The organism is Planktothricoides sp. SR001, from assembly GCF_001276715.1.
Taxonomy (GTDB): Bacteria; Cyanobacteriota; Cyanobacteriia; order Cyanobacteriales; family Laspinemataceae; genus Planktothricoides; species Planktothricoides raciborskii.
Genome location: NZ_LIUQ01000002.1, coordinates 149,393 through 168,739 on the forward strand (window position 1 = coordinate 149,393; position 19,347 = coordinate 168,739).

Genomic DNA, 19,347 nt, shown 5'->3' on the forward strand with positions numbered 1-19,347 from the left:
AGACCCGCCGGTAATTTTAGCAACTAACAGATAACTTTCCCGTTGATTACTGAATGGGAAAACCAGGAATGAGGCGATCAATTTCTGCCATTAACTGCATAGTTTCTTTCAGGGCGATCGCAATTTTTTGATAATGCAAAACCTCATCAAAAGATAAAATACGGCTGGCTTTCTTACGGTCTTTCAGCCATTTATCTAAAACCTGATAACCGCCAATCTTAAAATCCCACAATTCCGGGGTAATCCCAGCAAAATAGCGAGTTTTATTAATATAAACCCGCTGTTCTTTAGCTTGGTAAGTTACCTCCGTCACGGCATTATCCCCCTCACCACCAACTTTGGTAATTAATTTATTGAGTTTTTTGGATTTCATTAAATGTAAATTGACTAATTCCTCCCCTTTTGTCCCCAAGTCTCTAAATAATTGGTCATTGCTGGTTAAAGGAACGCGGGGAAAGTCGATTTTCAGAAATTCGGCATAGCGTTGGCGATAGGTAGGACTGTGGAAAATCCCGTAAATATAGTAAAAAATGGCTTCTGGGGTGGGGACGTAGCCCAGTTTTTCTCGAATAGCTTCCAAAAATCCTTTAGAAAGATTGGCGGATTTTTCAACGAAAAGATTCCCTTGTTGATTTTGCGTATCAGGATAGGTATAGAGGGGAAAAACAAAACCATTATTTGATGTTTTGGGTGACATACAGATTACTTCTACAATACTAGAAGCAACTTGTGCATGAGCAAACGTTTCCCCTTTGGTTAGTCGCGATGTTATCAGAGCAAGATTATTCCCAGCGAGCAGATGTCTCATCAATTCAGAACGCGGCATACAAATAAAACCTCTTGTTTGTCCTGTGTAGTAAGTAAACCTAACATCAAAAGGGCGATATAATACGGAAACAATTTTATCATTTTCTATTGGACTACGGTTTAAATCTTTTTGAGCCAGGTCAACTTTCCAGTCTCGTGCATCTTTCCCAAGATTATATTTATTTCGTGCTGTTTCAACCGGGAGAGAGGCAAAGTCTGTCACCGTATCCATCACTTCCTGCGATGACCATTTGATTGTTAAACTATCCCTAGCGGTGACAATTCCCACAGAATTGACCGGCATGATTTCAGTAATTTTCCAGCCCTGATTATATTCACCTAATAAATCAGTATCTTGGGGAATAAACAGATAAAATGGCGATTGGGGATTGAGTTCTGTCCAATCAACTGTGGTGACATCATGTTCTTCCAGATAGCGATACTTATTTTCTCGCGAACCGTAAAGATGGGCGTGATAAATTTTAGTCATGGTAATTTTTTAAGAAAATAGTTGGTTAATTAGATCGTCACGAGTTAGATCAAAATGAGTTTCAACATCTCGTAAAATGGCGCTGAGAATCCCAATCTTAATTGGGCTATGATTGGGTATGGTAATGTGATGTTCTCCATTTTGTTGAGTGGTTAATCGGATATGACTTCCAGTTTGGCGATCGACAACGTAGCCTAATTTTTCTAAAGCCTTCGCCAAAGATTCACCCGACAAGTCTCTGGGCAACTTCATGAAGCAATGACCTCATCATAAACGATATGTAAACGAATCATTTTTGGGCGATTTGCTTCATCCGGGTAATGACACTCAACAGCATCTTTTACCATTGCTCTAAGTTCTGGAAGGCTGTCCGCTTGAGTAAAGATAGGCTGACCGATCGCCCTAGCAAAATAACCACCTTCAGGATCGTTTTCAACCCAAAAAATAATTTCTGTCATCAAAGTCACTCCTGAATTTTTTTACTATAATCAATTGTATTATACTATTATAGCAAAATACCTGTGCTGTGATTTATATTGTGCAAAGCAAAATTTAGCCAATGAGGTTTAAATGCTATCGGGTTCTAAATAAAGCGCGATCGCTTCCCGAATATTTTCTAAAGCTTCTGATTCAGTTTCTCCTGCTGACACACAACCGGGCAATTCTGGACACCAAACCGCCCAATCACCTGTTTCCGAGTCGAGTTCTAGAATGACACGCCATTTCATATTCTTTACTCTGTTAAAAATTGGTTAATTTTGAACCATTATAGCAATATTTTAAGTTGATGTTGTGGGATTGTACCAACTTTCTATAGGTAAATCCCGCACGGTTTGAATCCGCTGAAAGTCGCTATCCGCAGACACCAAAATTAAATTGTGTTGCAGGGCGATCGCGGCAATCCATAGATCATTTTGACTGACTCCCAGATCGATTAGTCGAGTTCTTCGGCGTTTACTTTTCTCTTTTGGCCCAAAACGTCGCATCAACTCTGCCTGAACTGCGCCATAAATTTTAGCAGTGCTTGAGTCGATCGCATAGATGAATACATTCTGCAAAAATTTTTCGACTAGCTGAAGATTATTCTGCTGATTTTGAGAATTTTCGGCCATATAAATCAATTCAGCTTGTACAATGACACAAGTTGAAACCTGCGCTTGACCGAGGGCTGATAACTGAGCGATAATATCAGGCTGATGCTGAATAGCTAAACTACAGTGATTGGTATCTAATAAATACATAAAATTTCTTAGTCTTATTTCAATTCTTCCGTCTCATTGTCATCAGTAGCAATATAGAACTTGCTCCGAGATTGATGGACTAACTCTAAACATTCATCAAAGTCATCCCCCTGCCATTGACCAATGTTTTCCAGGGTGTTTAAAATTGATGCGGCAGTAGAAGGCTTAGGTTTTACTATGATGGATGAATCAGAAGACCGGGACTTGAGAAAAAGCAGAAATTCTAAGGCGATCGCCAATATTTCATCCGGTGTTTGTTCAATTTCTTGGCGCAGTTGTTCTTTAACCGAGACTGGGTTAGATTCAGGGTTGGTGATAATTTCTTGAGTTTCCATAAATATGCACCTCCATTAGCTTGGCGATTTGGGATATTTTACCATTATAGCAACGGCCACCCCTTGCTGAATGTCAAACACATTCTTATCCTGTGAACCATCGGGGGCTACTTCTTTTTTCTTACTATTCCCATGCAAGTCTAGCAGATAGATTTTGTCAAAGGTTTTTGCTAAACTTTGACGCATTCCCCGAAAAGTAGGGTTATCTAAATAACCATGATTGGTAATAAAAGCGAGAATACCAGAACCAGTTTGATCAATCCGCCATTGCCCAAACCGGATAAATTTTACATAGTCATCTTGTAACCATTTGGGATTTTTTTCGTCTAAAGGTTTGCCATCCACAAAATAATAATCTTTGATTAATCCGGCAATCCATTCGCTTTTATTGGCAGAATGTCCAGCATAAGGGGGATTTCCTAACACTACCATTACCGGGGCATCCCGTTTAATTGACGAGGCTTCGTTGGCTTCTTGGGCAACAAATTGACCGAATAAAATATCGGATTTTTTCATGGCTTCATCCAAGGTATTGGTTAAATAGATGCCTAACCGTTGTTTGTGGGTAAACTTATAGCCTAATTCCTGAAGTTGTAGCCCTAATTTCAGATGCGCGATCGCATAAGGTGCCATCAACAACTCAAACCCAAATAGCCGATTCAGCAAATTTTCCCGGACATAACTATCCCACTGAGAAGCCATGCCAATATCGGCTAAATTGCGGTAAATCTGCTTAATCACTTCATATAAAAATGTGCCGGTTCCCGTTGCCGGATCGAGAATTTGGACTCTGGGCTTTTGGGTTTTGCTATCTTTAGCCGTATCCGCTAAACCTAACGGTAAATCAAAATCTTCTTTGAGGATAGCATCCACAGAACGGACAATAAAAGATACTACTGGTTCTGGGGTATAATAAACCCCGCGACTTTTACGCAATTTGGCATTATATGCCGCCAAAAATGTCTCATAAAAATGCACTACTGGATCTTCTTGCTGTTGGCCAAAATTTTCTAAGATGCTGCCCATATCTACTTGGGACAACACTTGCACCAAATCATCGATCGCCCAATCAATCTGACTCAGTGCATCGGTTTCCACAATGGTATTAAATAATCGCTTTAAAAATGGATTGGTTGCCGGAATATAGGTGCCTGCGGTGCGTCGAGTAAACTTGTCAGCCGTTGGATTTTGAGTATGACCAACTCTAGCCGCAAATAGCCCATAAGAAATTGTTTGAGCATACATATCGGCAAAGTCAGAATCATTTAAATCGGGCAATAACACCTCGCTAAATCCCTGTTTTAATTGATGCAATTCCCCATCTTTTTTTTCTAATTCCATCGCCGTTGTCACCGCTAACCGAATCGCCTTAGTTAACCGAGCCATCTGTTCCGCTAATTGTCCAGGGCTACTAATAATTTCGCCAGAATAATTGAGAAACTGCTCTAGTAATGCGGCTACTTGATCGGGGGATTTTAATGTCAGCTTTTGCTCATTTTTTTCGGCTAAAACCTCCTTGAGTCTTGGCTGACCGTTCACATACCAGCGAAATTCTAAATAATTGGTTAAGATTAGATTGGGAAAAGCTTCTCGATAGCGTTGTAATTGCTCCGTTTTTTCTACTTGATCTAAATCTAAATCAATATCTTTGGCCTCAATATAACCGACCAGTAATTCTCGACGGTTAACCGTAAAATCGGGAACTCCTGCTTTATTCCCGGTTTCTTCAATGACCGCATCAATTCCTCGATCGCGATCGTCGATCAAGTTTTTTAATGCCGGATAATGGCTGCGTTCGCTACCTTTTTGTAGATTCTTTTGAATCGATTTGAGATAAGCATCAAAAGAGATAGTGGGCATTGAATTAATTTCCTATTTTGGTGATTGGCCGCAAACTGAAAAAAAGGCGATCGCGGGGGCAGGCTTTTACCGGCTTCTAATCTATCATATATCTGGGGTCGTGCTTGCCCCGAATAAAATCATCTATCCTATAATCATCTATCATAAAGTCATAAACATATAGTAAAGCGAGTAAAGCGCGAATCATAAAGCGGAAAGCCAACGGGCTGAACGGTTAGCCGCCCAACTTCGATCTGCCGGACTATAACCGGAGGAATAGTTATTAGTTATTAGTTATTAGTTATTTGGAGTTTTTCACAAATAACTAATAACTGATAATCTGATAATTAGGACTTACGCAACGACTCTATATATAGGGTATTGGTGCGTTACTGCTCGGAACAACACCCTACCGATATCTAATTATTGAAAAATGTCCGCTATATAGAGGTAGGGTGGGTTAGGTACGCCGGTAATTTTGACAACAAACAGATAACTTTTGATTCGTGCCTATACCCAGCGACTGAGATGTATCGGATACATTAAACCAAGCCGCAACGGTGACGATAAAATATTCCCATTTGAGAGACTTAGCTACAAGTTTAGTCGTGTCAGTTCATCAATGAATGGGAAAACCGGGAATGAGGCGATCGATTTCTGCCATTAACTGCATGGTTTCTTTCAGGGCAACCAAAATTTTTTGATAATGCAACACCTCATCAAAAGATAAAATCCGGTTGGCTTTCTTACGGTCTTTCAGCCATTTGTCTAAAACCTGATAACCGCCAATCTTAAAATCCCACAATTCCGGGGTGATGCCTTCAAAATAACGGGTTTTATTAATATAAACCCGCTGTTCTTTAGCTTGGTAAGTTACCTCCGTCACTGCATTATCCCCCTCACCGCCAACTTTGGTGATTAATTTATTGAGTTTCTTGGATTTCATTAAATGTAAATTGACTAATTCCTCCCCTTTTGCCCCCAAGTCTTTAAATAATTGGTCATTGCTGGTTAAAGGAATGCGGGGAAAGTCGATTTTCAGAAATTCGGCATAGCGTTGGCGATAGGTAGGACTGTGTAAAATCCCGTAAATATAGTAAAAAATCGCTTCTGGGGTGGGCAGATAACCCAGTTTTTCTCGAATCGCTGTCAAGAAATCTGAAGAAAGGTTAGGAGATTTTTCAGAAAATAAATTACCTTGTTCATTTTGAGTATCGGGATAGGTGTATAGGGGAAAAACTTGATTTCCTTCTCGACTTGTAGTGGATAATACACAACTTTCTGCTGGAACATCTGAGCACCACACATGATGAAAACCAATAGTTGCTTGTTGTCTTGAGCAAAGCAATGATAAATTTTCTTTAACCATATTTTGTTGTAATACGGTTCTAGGGTAATCCATTGCCACTGTACTGTAGTAACAAGGTCGCCAATCAAAAGGACGATAAAGGCAATTAATCAGACCTGTTTCCCAATTTTCATCTGCACGAATTTGCGTTCTAGCAGTCTCTACTTGCCAATCTCTATTATCTTTGATGTTATATTTATGCTTGATTTCATCATTAGAGAATTTCCGATCTCTAAAATCTTGAAATCTTTGTCTAAGTATCTCGCGATCGAAATCAATGGCAAAATGATCTCTATGAGTTTGAAAGCCTAGAGTATTAACGGTAAAAATTTTAGGTATTTCCCAATAATTATCATATTCTAATCTTAAATCAGTATTTTGGGGAATAAACAGATAAAATGGCGATTGGGGATTGAGTTCTTGCCAATCAACTGTGGTGACATCATGTTCTTCCAGATAGCGATACTTATCTTCTCGTGAACCGTAAAGATGGGCGTGATAAATTTTAGTCATAGTAATTTATTAAGAAAATACATTAAGAAAATAGTTGGTTAATTAGCTCGTCACGAGTAAGCTCAAAATGAGTTTCAATATCTCGTAAAATTGCGCTGAGAGTACCAATATCATCGAAACCAATATCTCTAAGTTTAGTTTTTCGTCTTTGGCTTTGCTCTTTTCATATCCCATATTTTACCATTATAGCCACCGCTACTGATTTTGTGCTGCCTGACGACCCTGTGGATAGTATCAATCAACCAGCGATCGCCGGACTAGAACCAGAAGCATATTTATGGGTTATTATTTATTAGTTATTAGTTATTAGTTATTTGGAGGTTTTCAGAAATAACTAATAACCAATAATTTGAAGTTACTGAAAAATATCCGCGATCGCGATCGCCAAACCAGGAAGTAATGGCGAAGCTAAAGTATCCCCATCTAACAAAGTATTAACTCGCTGAAGTTGGGCATCATGGCGACGATAGATATCGAGGGTTTTCAGTCGCCAATTCACAATCCAATATTCTTGCACTCCATAAATAGAATAGAGTTTTAACTTTACCTCTTTATCTCGTTGTTCATTGGTTTCTCCTTCCGAGAGAATTTCTACCACAATTTCCGGGGCAACAATCAAATGTCCCGCGTCGTCCACCCCCACCGCCAAACGCTCTTTGCTAATCCAAACTAAATCGGGAATTACTGCATCAGTGGGGCTAAAAATTAACCCTGGGCTTTGGATTGGTTTACCTAGTTTAGTTTGTCTAGACCAGCGTTCTAGTTCAAACTGAATGTTACCAATGGCACTTTGATGCCGAATATGGGGGGCACGAGTCACGAATAGTTCTCCATCTATAATTTCATAACGTTTCCATCCGCCATCATCAGGCATGGCGTCAAGGTCTCTGGTTGTCCAGCGTAGTAAGTTAGCGACCATTGCAGTTTACCGTTGAGTCTATTTCTATTTTAATCACTTATTTTACCGATCGCACTAGAGATCGCTCTTGGGTGACTAATAAATTGAAAAAAAGCGATCGCCATATTGAGAAATATCTGTGGTTTATTTCATTGAAGTTACTGGAAAATCTCCGCGATCGCTTAAGCCGCGATCACCTAAAATCAGTAATTGTTCTTACGATCGCCCCATCATAAAGTGGAAGAAAATCTAAAGATTATGGTATTTGACCCATGTTTTTGACTTAAGTCAAACCATTGGCAATTTCCTGGCCTTAAAATAGTAAGCAAATAGTAAACAAAGATACTTTTCCAGAGGATTTACGATGTTTTGCGAACAATGCGAACAAACAGCCAGCGGACAAGGATGCCACCAATGGGGCGCTTGTGGCAAAAGTCCAGAAGTCAATGCGGTTCAAGACTTATTAATCTATCTCTTGCGTGGACTTGCTCCCGTGGCAATCCGAGCGAATCAATTGAGTATTTCCACTCAGGAAATCGATCGCTTTACCTGTGAAGCTATCTTTGCCACCATGACCAATGTTAACTTCGATCAACATCGGTTTACGGATTATATTCGACGGGCGATCGCATACCGGGAAAACCTGAAAAACCAAATTGAACAAGCCACGGGTGCCACGGAAAACTGGTCAACAATTTCCTGTTTTGAGCCTGATTTTGAGGACAGTTTATCCGCCCAAGGGGAAGATATCGCCCTGAAATTTATCAGCCAATCTGGTGCAAATGTCGATATTTTTTCCCTCAAATTAACGGTACTGTATGGCATTAAAGGCGTTGCTTCCTATGCCTTTCATGCTCAAGAAATGGGGCAGGAAGACGATCGCATTTATCAATTTTCCTATGAAGCCCTCGCCGCTTTAGAACGCCAAGACCTCACCCTCGATGATTGGCTGAAACTGGCGCTAAAAGTTGGCGAAATTAATCTGCGGACGATGGAATTGCTTGATGCTGGACATACCGGCACTTTTGGTCATCCCGTCCCCACACCCGTTCCCCTGAATGCCAAAGTAGGCAAAGCAATTCTCGTTTCCGGTCACGATATTCCCCAACTGGAAGCGGTGCTCAAACAAACCATGAACAAGGGAATTACTGTCTACACTCATGGGGAATTATTGCCCGCCCACGGTTATCCCCACCTGAAACAAAACTACCCTCATTTTTATGGGCATTATGGCACCGCATGGCAAAATCAAACTAAGGATTTTGCTAAGTTCCCAGGGGCGATTATTATTACCACCAATTGTTTAATGCCGCCCCACGAAAATTATCAGAATAAATTATTTAGCCTTGGACCCGTTGGCTATCCCGGATTGAATTATATTCCTAATGGTCTTGATGGACTGCCGGACTTTTCCCCCGCAATTAATAAAGCTTTAGAGTTACCCGGATTTACGGAAGCAACCGAACCTCGTCAGGTGACGACTGGTTTCGCCCGAAATGCGGTTTTGAGTGTGGCCGATCGCGTCATTGAAGCGGTGAAAGCGGGACAAATTCGCCACTTTTTCCTAGTTGGTGGCTGTGATGGGGCAAAACCCGATCGCAACTATTACACCGAACTGGTGGAAAAAGTCCCCAGTGATTGTGTGGTGCTCACCCTCGCTTGTGGCAAGTTCCGTTTCTTCGACCAAAATTTAGGCGATATTGGTGGCATTCCCCGCTTATTGGATGTGGGACAATGTAATGATGCATATTCAGCGATTCAAATTGCGATCGCCCTAGCCAATGCGTTTAATGTGGGGGTGAATGAATTGCCCTTATCCATGATTTTGTCCTGGTATGAACAGAAAGCGATCGCGGTCTTACTCACCTTACTTTATCTAGGAATTCAAGATATTCGCTTAGGCCCAACTTTGCCCGCATTTTTATCACCTAATGTGTTGAAATTGCTATCGGATACATATCATATTAAACCCATCACTACACCGGATGAAGATTTAGCCGCTTGTTTGGCTAAGGTTTAACAAATACCCGTAGGGGCGAAGCATTTCGGCTGATAAATTATTGATGAAAACCATAACTTATATACCGAAATGCTTCGCCCTCCCAATAATACCGTAGGGGCGTAGCATTTCGGCAGATAAATTATTGGTGAAAAGCCATAACTTATATACCGAAATGCTACGCCCTCCCAATAATACCGTAGGGGCGTAGCATTTCGGCAGATAAATTATTGCTGAAAACCAGTAACTTATATACCGAAATGCTTCGCCCTAGTCTAAGATAAAAACTACACCGTTTTTCAGATTAATGAACCGCGATCGGGCGAAGCATTCCGGTATTTAATTTAATATTTTCAGTATTGTAGGGGCGAATGGCCATTCGCCCCTACACTGCCGGAATGCTTCGCCCCTACAGATATTTCTGGTTGACTCGCGGAGAAAATTGCTGTAGGATTTGAACTTGTCAAACTTGTCAAAATTGTGCAAAAGTTAAAACCTATGATCGCGATATCTTTTCAAGATATTATAGAATCGATTGAACAACTTTCGATTGACGATCAAAATTACTTGTTTGAACTCATCCAAAAAAGAAGAATTGAAAAGCGACGTTTGGAGATTGCTGCCAATGCCAAAGCGACTTTAGATTCTGTAAAACAGGGAACGGCAAAAAAAGGGACTATCGATGATTTAATGGCCGATTTATTGGGTGATGAAGATGATGAAGATAGTTTGGGATAATCATTTTAAACGGGCGTTTAAAAAAATTGTCAAAAAAAATCCCGATTTTCAGGAGAGGATGACTACAGCTATTTTCTATTGAATCTACCACAAAGCATCTGTAGGGGCGAAGCATTTCGGCAGATAAATTATTGCTGAAAACCAGTAACTTATATACCGAAATGCTTCGCCCTTCCAATAATACCGTAGGGGCGAAGCATTTCGGCAGATAAATTATTGCTGAAAACCAATAACCTATATACCGAAATGCTTCGCCCTAGTCTAAGATAGAAATTACAGCGTTTTTCAGATTACTGAACCGCGATCGGGCGAAGCATTCCGGTATTTAATTTAATATTGTAGGGGCGAATGGCCATTCGCCCCTACGGAATGCTTCGCCCCTACAAATCATTGTGGTTTATTTAATAGAAAACCGCTGTAATATCAAGCGCGATCGCACCTATCCGCGATCGCTTCGGATATCAGAAACCGGGTTTCTTTGATCAAGCTTCTGTCACCCTAATCAAAGGCTGGTAGAAACCCGGTTTCTTTGGTTTGGGCGCAGTTTTTCGGTTACGGAATTTGAGCAGTAATAGTCCCAGAGGGATCGTAAACTTTTACCACGCTTTTAGCGGAAAGCTTATCAGGGAATATCACTAGGTTATAAGCATTAGGATCGTGGGCTGATGGAACCTTTAAAGCTTCAATATTTGGGCTTTTGTACACTGCTTCTCCAAGGGTTTGAGTGGGAGGGGTCTGACCTTGGAAAACACTAGGCAACCAGACCCCCGTGAGTTCCTGCATATTAGTTTGCAAGAGGTTTTGGTGGTCAGATTTCGTCAAGTCGATGACAGTTTCTAGGTTATATTCGAGCGAGAGTAGAAGATAAGGTGGTGCTTTAATGCCAATGAGTCCGGTTGCCGTTTCTACCAGAACTCTGAGTTCTCGAAGGGCAGTAATCGGAGTATCAGCGGTGTAAAGCGCGGAAAATGACCCAGCAATGTTGTAGCGCCCCCCAACTTTCAAAGATCCGATCGCAGATAACGCACTGTTCTGATATTTAATATGGACAAGACGAAAAACCACTCCTTGTGCGGATTGGGTCGGCAGTCCAGCGATCGCCGTAACGAGTTCTTGATTTTTCAGCACTGATCGATACAGGGTAAAAGTTGTAAAAGTGGTAAAAGTTTTAAAAGTTGTAAAAGTGGACTTAGCTGGGTTGTCCGGTTTCAATCGCGTGGATGAAATACTCTAAAACCTCCAGCTTACCTTCTTGTACATAAGACTCTGGCGTGCGATTGTCAAGAACCGGGTGAGGAGAGTTTAGCCAAATTAAAGCATTTTCTGACCCTCCCAAAAGTTCCGCTAAACGTTTTTGCTGGTTCTGCTTCAAGAATTCGATCGCCCACTGTTGCAGATATTCACAAGTATGAAGCACTTCTTCAGCGACGATGGTATTGGGGGAGGAAGTCATGGATGGGCGATGATCGCCCGCGTCCCCAGTTTTTTTAAGCACAGCCTGGATATCTTCTTGAGCAATGCTATTGTAACTTTCCAAATAACACTCTTCCAAAACTTCATTGCCCGGTCGATCGCAATATTCGCCAATATGCTCGACCATTGCCGAGGGATTCAATCGATCCTCTGGAGATATTTTGCTTAAAAAGTTCGCAATTTCTTGAAAACCTTCCTCGCGAATACTATCATAGAGTTCCGCAGGGGGCTGTTCTAGCAGCAATCTAAATGCTTCACACAATAAGATATTTCGGTTGATTTTATGGTTATTTTCATTTTTCATGGTTTAACATCCCGTTAGAATAAATGGAGCCCAATAATAAGGATTCTCAAAAGGAATATCCTTCAACGATTTGAGAGTAGCACGTAAAGGACTCCTGTCCTCCCATTTTAACTTACTCAAATCCCACTCTTTTGCCCGCTGTATCAACTCCTCGGCCTCGCGCTTCCGCAACCAGTTTTGGGCGTTTTGCAAAGCCACAGCTTTATCCTGAGTCTGTTCTAGCTGGCGATAAAATTCATCTAGGAGAAAAGCAGTGGCGATCGAGTTGACTTTCCAGAGACTACTGACCACCGCTTTTGCCCCTGCCAGGAGAAACCCGGTAGCAATACCCAAACATTCATCGGTGGGTTGAAAGGCATCCACCACCCCGGTACAGCAAGCGGAAAGGGTTGCTAAGTCCGCGTTGGGCAGGTGTAAGTCAGTAAAAATGGTACTTAGAGTGAGATTTTCTGAGTGGGTTTCTGACAACTCCAAATAAGACTCCAGGGGATTAGTGAAATTATACTCCCCATGACCGGAAAAGTGGAAGCAGTGGAAATTTTTGGCGTCTTGGAGAATATCCTGTTTTTTGGCTTTGTCATGGGGTAAAACTTTAGTTTTCTTAAAGTTTCCCGTCTGGCAAATACTGCCAATTTCGGCTTTGGCAAAAATGAGGTCTTTATCTGCGGTGGGGTTTTCGATGCCTAGGAAAGAGTCGCGAGTCCTTTGGCGGTTCTGACAGATTTTCCAGATGTGCAGGTTAGGGAAATAGCGGACAGAAAAACAGTCAATTAGGCGTTGATTCTCATTCCAGGGTAAAGCGTGAATGGGGAACAGGTGTAAATAGTTATTGGGAACAATGATTAACTGCTTAATCTGGCGCGGGATATATTGGTTTAAATCGGTAAAATTCAGCAGTTTGCCCAGATGGTCAATCCGCTGGGGTAATTGTTGGATAGTTGTATCGGTTGTATTGGTTTCAGATTTATTTTTGTCCTCCAAATATGCTTTCCAGTCTTCGGCTAAAGTTTCTAGATGATTGGGTTTGAGTTTAATTCTAAGAGTTTCGGGAATTAGCGGAGATTGGGTTCCGGGAAGTATTAGCAGGGTAATCAGTTCGGTTTCGGTGAAGAAAAACTCGATAATCGCGTTATCGGCGGGTAGGAGTTGCTGAACTTCCTCGAAATGAATGGGATAAACTTTGGTTTTGGCGATAAATTCCGGTTCAATTTCCGCCACTTGAAGATACAAGTCTTCTAAGGTTTGTTTGGCATTTTCCCAGGCTTGACTGAGGGTTTCTAATTCGGTTTCAGAGCGATTGTTTTCGGTTTCCTGGCGATGCTTGCTGATAGCATCAGTATAGGTTTGTAGGGTTTTGCGTTCTGTTTGTTTGGCGGTTTGGACTTTTCGGGCAAGTGCCGGGGAAATGGTCTGGGGTAACGGGGCGTCTTGTTGGGCGATGCGTTCTACGAGATAGCGATTTCTGAATATTTCGGTGTAAAAAAATGCTCGATTAAAGTCTGTGTTTTGTAAAGCAAATCTGACTAAAGTTTGATAAACTTCTAAGCAGGAATTTATCAAGCTTCGACGATTGGTAATGTCTCGCCCTTCTTGCATCCGATCGATATAGTTAACAATGCTATCGCCAAATATAGTTTTTACCGAATATTCTTGACGCACTCCTTTGATTAATTTCTGATTAAAAGGTTTTAAAATTAACCTTTCTAGAGGATCGAGTTTTTGCTGAAGCTTCAGAATCTCGGATTTAATCGATGGAGAACTATTAATCTTTAATTTTTTTCGGATTTTTAGAACATTTGAGAAATGAATAAATTTAAAGTGATGCAGTTGTTCTAAAGATTGCCACTGGATAAATTCATTAGATGTAGTTTCGATGAATTTTATGATGGCAGTCATTGCTTTTTTGTTGTTTTTGCCAATATTTCCCAAGCTTTTGACAGCTTGCCACTGGATAAATTCATTTTTGCTAGTTTTTAAAATGTTAATTAATGCGACAATCGCAGATTTGTTGCCGTTAGCGATCGCTCCTAGTTTTTTTATAGCTTGCCACTGGATAAATTCGTCTTGGCTGCTTAAAATTTGAACCCAAACAGCAACTTCTTGATTTCGTTGTCTATTAAACCATCGGAAAAATATTTTTTTTAGATATAGCTCGTTTATCAACCAAAATAAAGGGATTAGCAATAAAAAAATATAGAGCAATTTGATGGTATCGCTCGATAAGCCAGAGTTTGGTAATATGAGCAATATAAGCGAGCAAAGCAAGCTAAAGACTGCAAATATCAGCGAGATAGAGTCTAGCCACTGCCTTTTAACAATAACAGGCGGTGCGATCTGATCTGGCTTCAGCAAAATAGGAGATGATATACCGACCATTTCACCCAAGGTGTCTGCCGCTACGCTGCGGGTGTCCTCATCGGTAGTAGTTTCCAGAAGTTTGATTAACGCTAAAATCGCCCTTTCATCGCCTGTGGCAATTTGACCTAAGCTTTCTGCCGATTGTATGCAGGTCTTCTCATCGGTAGTAGTTTCTAGAAGCTTGACTAACGCCGAAATTGCCCGTTCGTCACCTGTGCCGATTTGACCTAAGTAGTATGCCCCTCGTCTGCGGGTAGACTCATCAGTAGAGGTTTCCAGAAGTTTGACTAAGGCCGAAATTGCTGTTTTGTTACCTTTGCCGATTTGACCTAAGTTATATGCCGCTTGTCTGCGGGTACACTTATCAGTAGTAGTTTCCAGAAGTTTGACTAAGGCCGAAATTGCTGTTTTGTTACCTTTGCCGATTTGACCTAAGTTATATGTCGCTTGTATGCGGATATCCTCATCGGTAGTAGTTTCCAGAAGCTTGACTAAGGCTGAAATTGCCACTTCGTTACCTGTTCCGATTTTACCCAAGCAGTATGCTGCTTCGCTACGGATTAACTCATTGGTAGAGATTTCCATCAGGTTGACTAAGGCCGAAATTGCCGTTTTGTCACCTGTGCCGATTTGACCTAAGCTTTCTGCTGTTTGTCTGCGGGTGTACCAATCAGTAGTAGTTTCTAGAAGCTTGACTAACGCAAAAATTGCCCGTTCGTCACCTGTGGCGATTTGACCTAAGCTGTATATCGCTCGTCTGCGGATATCCTCATCGGTAGAAGTTTCCAGAATATGAATTAACTCATCAATACTCTTATCTTCCATCATGTTTCAGACCGCTTTAGGGTGGTTTTCAGATTAATCTCATAAAGGGCGAACCATGACCGGATAAAGTCTCTGCTTTCAGAAACCAGATTTCTTGTAGGGGCAAATGGCCATTCGCCCGTACTCGGTATGAAGCATAGATCGCCCCTCTGTACTTGGGATAAGCTGATTATAATCTGGGAAAAGGCTGTCAGCGCGGGGATTATCCCGATTGACACGCGAGGCAGAGCCTCTAGACTAGGATTCCCAGGCAGAGCCTGGGAACCAGAACAAACCAGAACAACTAGAAAATTTTAGTCAATTTTAGTGAAGCAACTATGAAAGAATTATCGGACTATGAAAGCTGGTTTTATGAAGGGATGAAATTTCAGGATATCGGACAATATTCTCAAGCTGTGGATTGTTTCCAAAAAGCCATTGATTGTCAGCCTAATTTTATTCCCGCTTGGGTTTACAAAGGCATTGCCCTAGAACAATTGGGAGACTATGAAGCGGCCATAAGCTGTTATGAAAGCGCGATTAATATTCATCCAAAGGTGGCAGATTTATGGTATAATAAAGGCGCGACTTTGTGTAATTTACATCGGTATGAAGAGGCGCTAATTTGTTTTGATAAGGTGCTGGAAATAGACCCTTATCATGCTATTTGCCAGACGACTCGCGCCCTGACTTTGGCGACTATTCCCAATCCGACTAAACTGCCCAAGCGTAAGTATTCAGAGTCAGAAAGAAAGCCCCTGGAAAGAGAGGAAGCGATCGCACTCAGTTTAAGTAAGCAAAAGCAATTTCCCTGGGAAATATGCCTGGAAGAATTGGAGCCAGAATAAAAAGAGGAATTAGCTACCATTAGCTTAAATAGCTATAATTAAATAAAATATCTGTCCTTTTACCAGCGGATAGACATGACTCAAAGCCTAGACCGGACAATAGTACCGCCCGCTTTTCCCGATCACACTCAATTACCTGAATCCGACGGCACTTTTACACAAAACTTGTTAGAACATCCCCAGAGTATTTTATTGACCGATTCTCTGGAAAGTACATTGCAAACTCTCCACCCCGACGGACAATATGCGATCGGGCAAGATTGTGGCATTTATTGGCGGGAAACTGACCCGCCGGAACGGGGTGCCGAAGCCCCGGATTGGTTCTATGTTCCCAATGTTCCACCGCGATTAGATGGTCAATATCGCCGTTCTTATGTGTTGTGGCGCGAGTATATTGTGCCTTTTATTGCGATCGAATTTGCCAGCGGTGATGGTTCTGAAGAACGAGATAAAACTCCCCTATCTCGTTTGCCAGAAGGAGGCAATCAAAAACCCGGAAAATTTTGGGTTTATGAGCAGATTATTCGCATTCCTTATTATGCGATATACATCATTCAAACCAACGAATTAGAAGTTTATAACTGGCTGAATGGTCGCTATCACCTTTTGCAACCAAACGATCGCGGACATTACGCGATCGCCACTATGGGAGTTGAGTTAGGGGTCTGGGAAGGTAGCTACCAAAATCAGACCCAGCAATGGTTACGTTGGTGGGACAACCAGGGTAATTTATTGCTCACTGGTAGCGAACTCGCTAAACTCGAACGCCAACGGGCGGAAGCGGAACGCCAACGGGCGGAAGCGGAACGCCAACGGGCCGATCGCGCCGAACAGACCCAACAGGAAGCCATTCCTAAACTACTGGCAATGGGCTTAAGTATAGAGCAAGTGGCTCAGGCTTTGTCCCTGTCGGTAGAAGATGTGGAAAGACTTCGTTAGAGATTAATAGACAAGAATGCTTTCCCAAGCTAAAAAGCCCCCACCCCCCCTAGCTTTGAAAAGGGGGTTGGGGGGATCGAGACAAGTATTTTGCCACAATCGTCTATTGTACCAAGCATCAAAAATTTTCGCTACAATTACGAGGTGAATTTGGGCGCAACTAGGGGTAATTTACTTCTGGATATCCGCGACCATACTGTTGCATTTTTGAAAATTAAAAAAAGTATAACAATTTAATTAACAACTATTTTTTTACCAGGTAACTAGCTAATTAGTTAAAGCCAAGGATTAAATAGTCAAATTTAAATAGTTTTTGTTCTAGAAAATATCAAAAATTAATTATTTTATTTTTTTTTAGAAAAAAATACGGAATAACTGACTTTGTAATTGTTTTGATTATAAAGGTAGGGGTAATTTTGCCATTGGAAAAGAATAAAGAATAAGGGGATGTATATGGCTGACAATGCAATAAATTATGGGAAAAAGTGGAGCGATCGCAGCGATTTAGAGCGGTTAATGACGACAAAACAATGTCAAGGTGGCTACCTGAGTCAAGCACAGCTTGCTGGTGTTAATCTCATGGGTGCTGACCTGACCGGGGCGCAGTTATTATTTGCCAATCTCAGTCGGACAAATTTACATCATGCTTTGTTGATTGGTTGTCACCTGAGTTTTGCGAATTTGGTGAAAGCTGACCTGACTGAAGCGGTGCTTCACGGTGTGGAAGCGAAAGGCAGTAACTTTTTACAAGCAACACTCAATCACGCTAATTTAGCTGGGGCAAATTTGACTTTTTCTTGTTTGGTGAATAGCGATATGTTGGCAGCGGATTTAAAAGGGGCTAATTTGCTGGGAGCGAATTTAGTTCGGGTGAATTTACAACGCTCAAATAGCGTTGGCGCTAATTTTCAAGGGGCTAATCTTCAGGATGCTAAAATGACTGGGGCAAATCTCTCTTATGCAGATTTGCGTGATGTAAATTTAGTGGGATCAGATTTGCGTGATGCTGATTTAACCGGGGCTAATTTGAAGAATGCTAATTTGTTGAATGCAAATCTGGCGGGTGCTATTCTGCGAGAAGCTGATTTTACTGGAGCTAATTTTATTGGGGTGAAGTTGGATGGGGCGATCGGTTTGTCCCCAGAAACAGCTATCAGGGAAAGTCAAAAACCTTTATCCCCAAAGGAGGAAAAAGAGGCGATCGCTAACCAGAGGTTGCCCGATTCATCTAAATTTAATCGTCGGATGGATAGATTTTCTCAGGTTAGCTAATCCTTGGCAACGGATAGGTAACGGACTGGGAACAAAAGAAATCAATTTCTCAATACACTCTAAAGCCTAAACTCGACAGCCGACACCCGATAACCAACAGCTTACACCCCAAAAAACGGATAGATAAATTATCATGGGAATGGCGATCACCTAATTGATAGAGGGCTAATTCAGAGAGGTTGTGACTGTGACGTTGCAGATATTTTGGTATCAGGGGAAATTACAAGATTCTGGAACTTTAGAGTTGAGAATTGACGATCCGGGTTTGATTTATGGGGCGACGGTGTTTACAACTTTACGAGTTTATGGGGGGTCTTTGGATCATCCGAGGACGAATTGGATTGCACATTGCGATCGCCTCAAACATAGTTTAAATATCTTTGGCTGGGCCGAACCAGACTGGCAACAAATCCGTGAGGGGGCGGAAGCAATGATCCCTCATTGGTCAGTGTTGCGGGTGACGATTTTTCCCGATGGTCGAGAATTGATTATGGGGCGATCGCTGCCTGCGGATTTAGCAGAAAAACAGCAGCAAGGGATTTCCGTGGTGGTGTGGGATGCGCCGCAGTTTCGGCGATCGCTGCCCGACCATAAAACCGGCAATTATTTAGCTTGTTGGTTGGCGTTACAAGGGGCAAAACAGCAAGGGGCTGACGATGCGATTTTGGTGGATGACCGGGGTCGATGGCTGGAAACCAGTATTGGCAACCTCTGGGGGTGGCGAGACGGTCACTGGTGGACACCCCCGTTACCGGCGGGAATTTTGCCCGGTTTGATGCGATCGCAACTGATTGACTGGTTGACGAGTCAGGGGGAATTAGTCCAGGAACAACCCTGGACAGCGGATCTAATCCGGGGATTTGAAGCAATGGCGATGAGTAATAGTGTGATGGAATTAGTTCCCATTCGCGAAGTTCGCGCTGGGTCAGAAATTCTTCGTTATCCCGATCATGGTGCGGTTTGGTCGAGGTTTCGGCGATTTTTGCCAACCACCATTTGACCAATAAATAGCCCAGTAAATCACCCAATAAATCACCAAGTCACCCAGTAACTCACCCAGTAAATCACAAGTAATAATTAACTTTAATAAATTTAAACCGGAGATGATTTAATGGGCAATCTGGGCAAAGTAAAAAAGAAT

General features: G+C 41.8%; 20 protein-coding genes. 7 read left to right on the plus strand and 13 right to left on the minus strand.

The window, feature by feature from the left end; genetic code table 11:
• Nucleotides 1–46 precede the first annotated feature (46 nt).
• From AM228_RS01880 to AM228_RS01915, 9 genes are all read right to left on the minus strand, one after another.
• Nucleotides 47–1,297 carry a type ISP restriction/modification enzyme gene (locus AM228_RS01880; RefSeq protein WP_054464400.1) on the minus strand — a complete coding sequence of 417 codons (1,251 nt, stop codon included), beginning with the start codon at nucleotides 1,295–1,297 and terminating at the stop codon, nucleotides 47–49.
• Nucleotides 1,298–1,306: 9 nt separating this feature from the next.
• Complete coding sequence (locus tag AM228_RS01885; protein WP_054464401.1) at nucleotides 1,307–1,549, minus strand: type II toxin-antitoxin system HicA family toxin; 243 nt, start codon at nucleotides 1,547–1,549, stop codon at nucleotides 1,307–1,309.
• Nucleotides 1,546–1,755, minus strand: coding sequence for a hypothetical protein (locus AM228_RS01890; RefSeq protein ID WP_054464402.1), 210 nt, complete (start codon nucleotides 1,753–1,755; stop codon nucleotides 1,546–1,548). The genes AM228_RS01885 and AM228_RS01890 overlap by 4 nt, the downstream gene beginning before the upstream one ends.
• A gap of 108 nt (nucleotides 1,756–1,863) precedes the next feature.
• Nucleotides 1,864–2,025: a type II toxin-antitoxin system HicB family antitoxin gene (locus AM228_RS29055; protein ID WP_072160612.1), complete on the minus strand. Its 162-nt coding sequence runs from the start codon at nucleotides 2,023–2,025 to the stop codon at nucleotides 1,864–1,866.
• Nucleotides 2,026–2,076: 51 nt separating this feature from the next.
• Nucleotides 2,077–2,538, minus strand: coding sequence for a type II toxin-antitoxin system VapC family toxin (locus tag AM228_RS01895; RefSeq protein WP_054464403.1), 462 nt, complete (start codon nucleotides 2,536–2,538; stop codon nucleotides 2,077–2,079).
• A gap of 14 nt (nucleotides 2,539–2,552) precedes the next feature.
• Nucleotides 2,553–2,873, minus strand: a complete 321-nt coding sequence (locus AM228_RS01900; protein ID WP_054464404.1) for a hypothetical protein — start codon at nucleotides 2,871–2,873, stop codon at nucleotides 2,553–2,555.
• Between the two features lie 15 nt (nucleotides 2,874–2,888).
• Entirely contained in the window at nucleotides 2,889–4,733 is a 1,845-nt protein-coding gene (locus AM228_RS01905) for an N-6 DNA methylase (RefSeq protein ID WP_197285194.1), read from the minus strand.
• Between the two features lie 598 nt (nucleotides 4,734–5,331).
• Nucleotides 5,332–6,573: a type ISP restriction/modification enzyme gene (locus tag AM228_RS01910; protein WP_054464405.1), complete on the minus strand. Its 1,242-nt coding sequence runs from the start codon at nucleotides 6,571–6,573 to the stop codon at nucleotides 5,332–5,334.
• A gap of 355 nt (nucleotides 6,574–6,928) precedes the next feature.
• Nucleotides 6,929–7,492: a Uma2 family endonuclease gene (locus AM228_RS01915; protein ID WP_054464406.1), complete on the minus strand. Its 564-nt coding sequence runs from the start codon at nucleotides 7,490–7,492 to the stop codon at nucleotides 6,929–6,931.
• Between AM228_RS01915 and AM228_RS01920 the strand changes: the two genes are divergently transcribed.
• Complete coding sequence (locus AM228_RS01920) at nucleotides 7,492–7,707, plus strand: hypothetical protein (protein ID WP_054464407.1); 216 nt, start codon at nucleotides 7,492–7,494, stop codon at nucleotides 7,705–7,707. The two genes, AM228_RS01915 and AM228_RS01920, sit on opposite strands and share 1 nt — an antisense overlap.
• 128 nt (nucleotides 7,708–7,835) lie before the next feature.
• A complete protein-coding gene (hcp, locus tag AM228_RS01925) occupies nucleotides 7,836–9,491 on the plus strand; it encodes a hydroxylamine reductase (protein WP_054464408.1) in 1,656 nt (551 codons plus the stop codon).
• Nucleotides 9,492–9,823: 332 nt separating this feature from the next.
• Here hcp and AM228_RS35910 read toward each other — a convergent pair whose 3' ends face one another.
• Nucleotides 9,824–9,946 carry a hypothetical protein gene (locus AM228_RS35910; RefSeq protein ID WP_255353131.1) on the minus strand — a complete coding sequence of 41 codons (123 nt, stop codon included), beginning with the start codon at nucleotides 9,944–9,946 and terminating at the stop codon, nucleotides 9,824–9,826.
• 4 nt (nucleotides 9,947–9,950) lie between these two features.
• Between AM228_RS35910 and AM228_RS01930 the strand changes: the two genes are divergently transcribed.
• Nucleotides 9,951–10,208, plus strand: coding sequence for a hypothetical protein (locus AM228_RS01930; protein ID WP_231636536.1), 258 nt, complete (start codon nucleotides 9,951–9,953; stop codon nucleotides 10,206–10,208).
• A gap of 552 nt (nucleotides 10,209–10,760) precedes the next feature.
• Here AM228_RS01930 and AM228_RS01935 read toward each other — a convergent pair.
• From AM228_RS01935 to AM228_RS01945, 3 genes are all read right to left on the minus strand, one after another.
• Nucleotides 10,761–11,336 (minus strand): RES family NAD+ phosphorylase, encoded by a 576-nt coding sequence (locus tag AM228_RS01935; protein WP_190877590.1) that lies wholly within the window; start codon nucleotides 11,334–11,336, stop codon nucleotides 10,761–10,763.
• Between the two features lie 61 nt (nucleotides 11,337–11,397).
• Complete coding sequence (locus tag AM228_RS33900) at nucleotides 11,398–11,985, minus strand: MbcA/ParS/Xre antitoxin family protein (RefSeq protein ID WP_054464410.1); 588 nt, start codon at nucleotides 11,983–11,985, stop codon at nucleotides 11,398–11,400.
• A 3-nt stretch (nucleotides 11,986–11,988) separates the two neighbouring features.
• The gene (locus AM228_RS01945; RefSeq protein WP_082348704.1) at nucleotides 11,989–15,171 is read right to left on the minus strand and encodes a HEAT repeat domain-containing protein; all 3,183 of its coding nucleotides are present in this window, start codon (nucleotides 15,169–15,171) and stop codon (nucleotides 11,989–11,991) included.
• A 314-nt stretch (nucleotides 15,172–15,485) separates the two neighbouring features.
• Between AM228_RS01945 and AM228_RS01950 the strand changes: the two genes are divergently transcribed.
• The 4 genes from AM228_RS01950 (at nucleotide 15,486) to AM228_RS01965 (ending at nucleotide 19,206) form a co-directional block, all read left to right on the plus strand.
• Complete coding sequence (locus AM228_RS01950; RefSeq protein ID WP_054464412.1) at nucleotides 15,486–15,995, plus strand: tetratricopeptide repeat protein; 510 nt, start codon at nucleotides 15,486–15,488, stop codon at nucleotides 15,993–15,995.
• 75 nt (nucleotides 15,996–16,070) lie between these two features.
• Nucleotides 16,071–16,934, plus strand: coding sequence for a Uma2 family endonuclease (locus AM228_RS01955; protein ID WP_054464413.1), 864 nt, complete (start codon nucleotides 16,071–16,073; stop codon nucleotides 16,932–16,934).
• Nucleotides 16,935–17,387: 453 nt separating this feature from the next.
• Nucleotides 17,388–18,206, plus strand: coding sequence for a pentapeptide repeat-containing protein (locus tag AM228_RS01960; RefSeq protein WP_054464414.1), 819 nt, complete (start codon nucleotides 17,388–17,390; stop codon nucleotides 18,204–18,206).
• A gap of 187 nt (nucleotides 18,207–18,393) precedes the next feature.
• Complete coding sequence (locus AM228_RS01965) at nucleotides 18,394–19,206, plus strand: aminotransferase class IV (protein WP_231636538.1); 813 nt, start codon at nucleotides 18,394–18,396, stop codon at nucleotides 19,204–19,206.
• Nucleotides 19,207–19,347 lie beyond the last annotated feature (141 nt).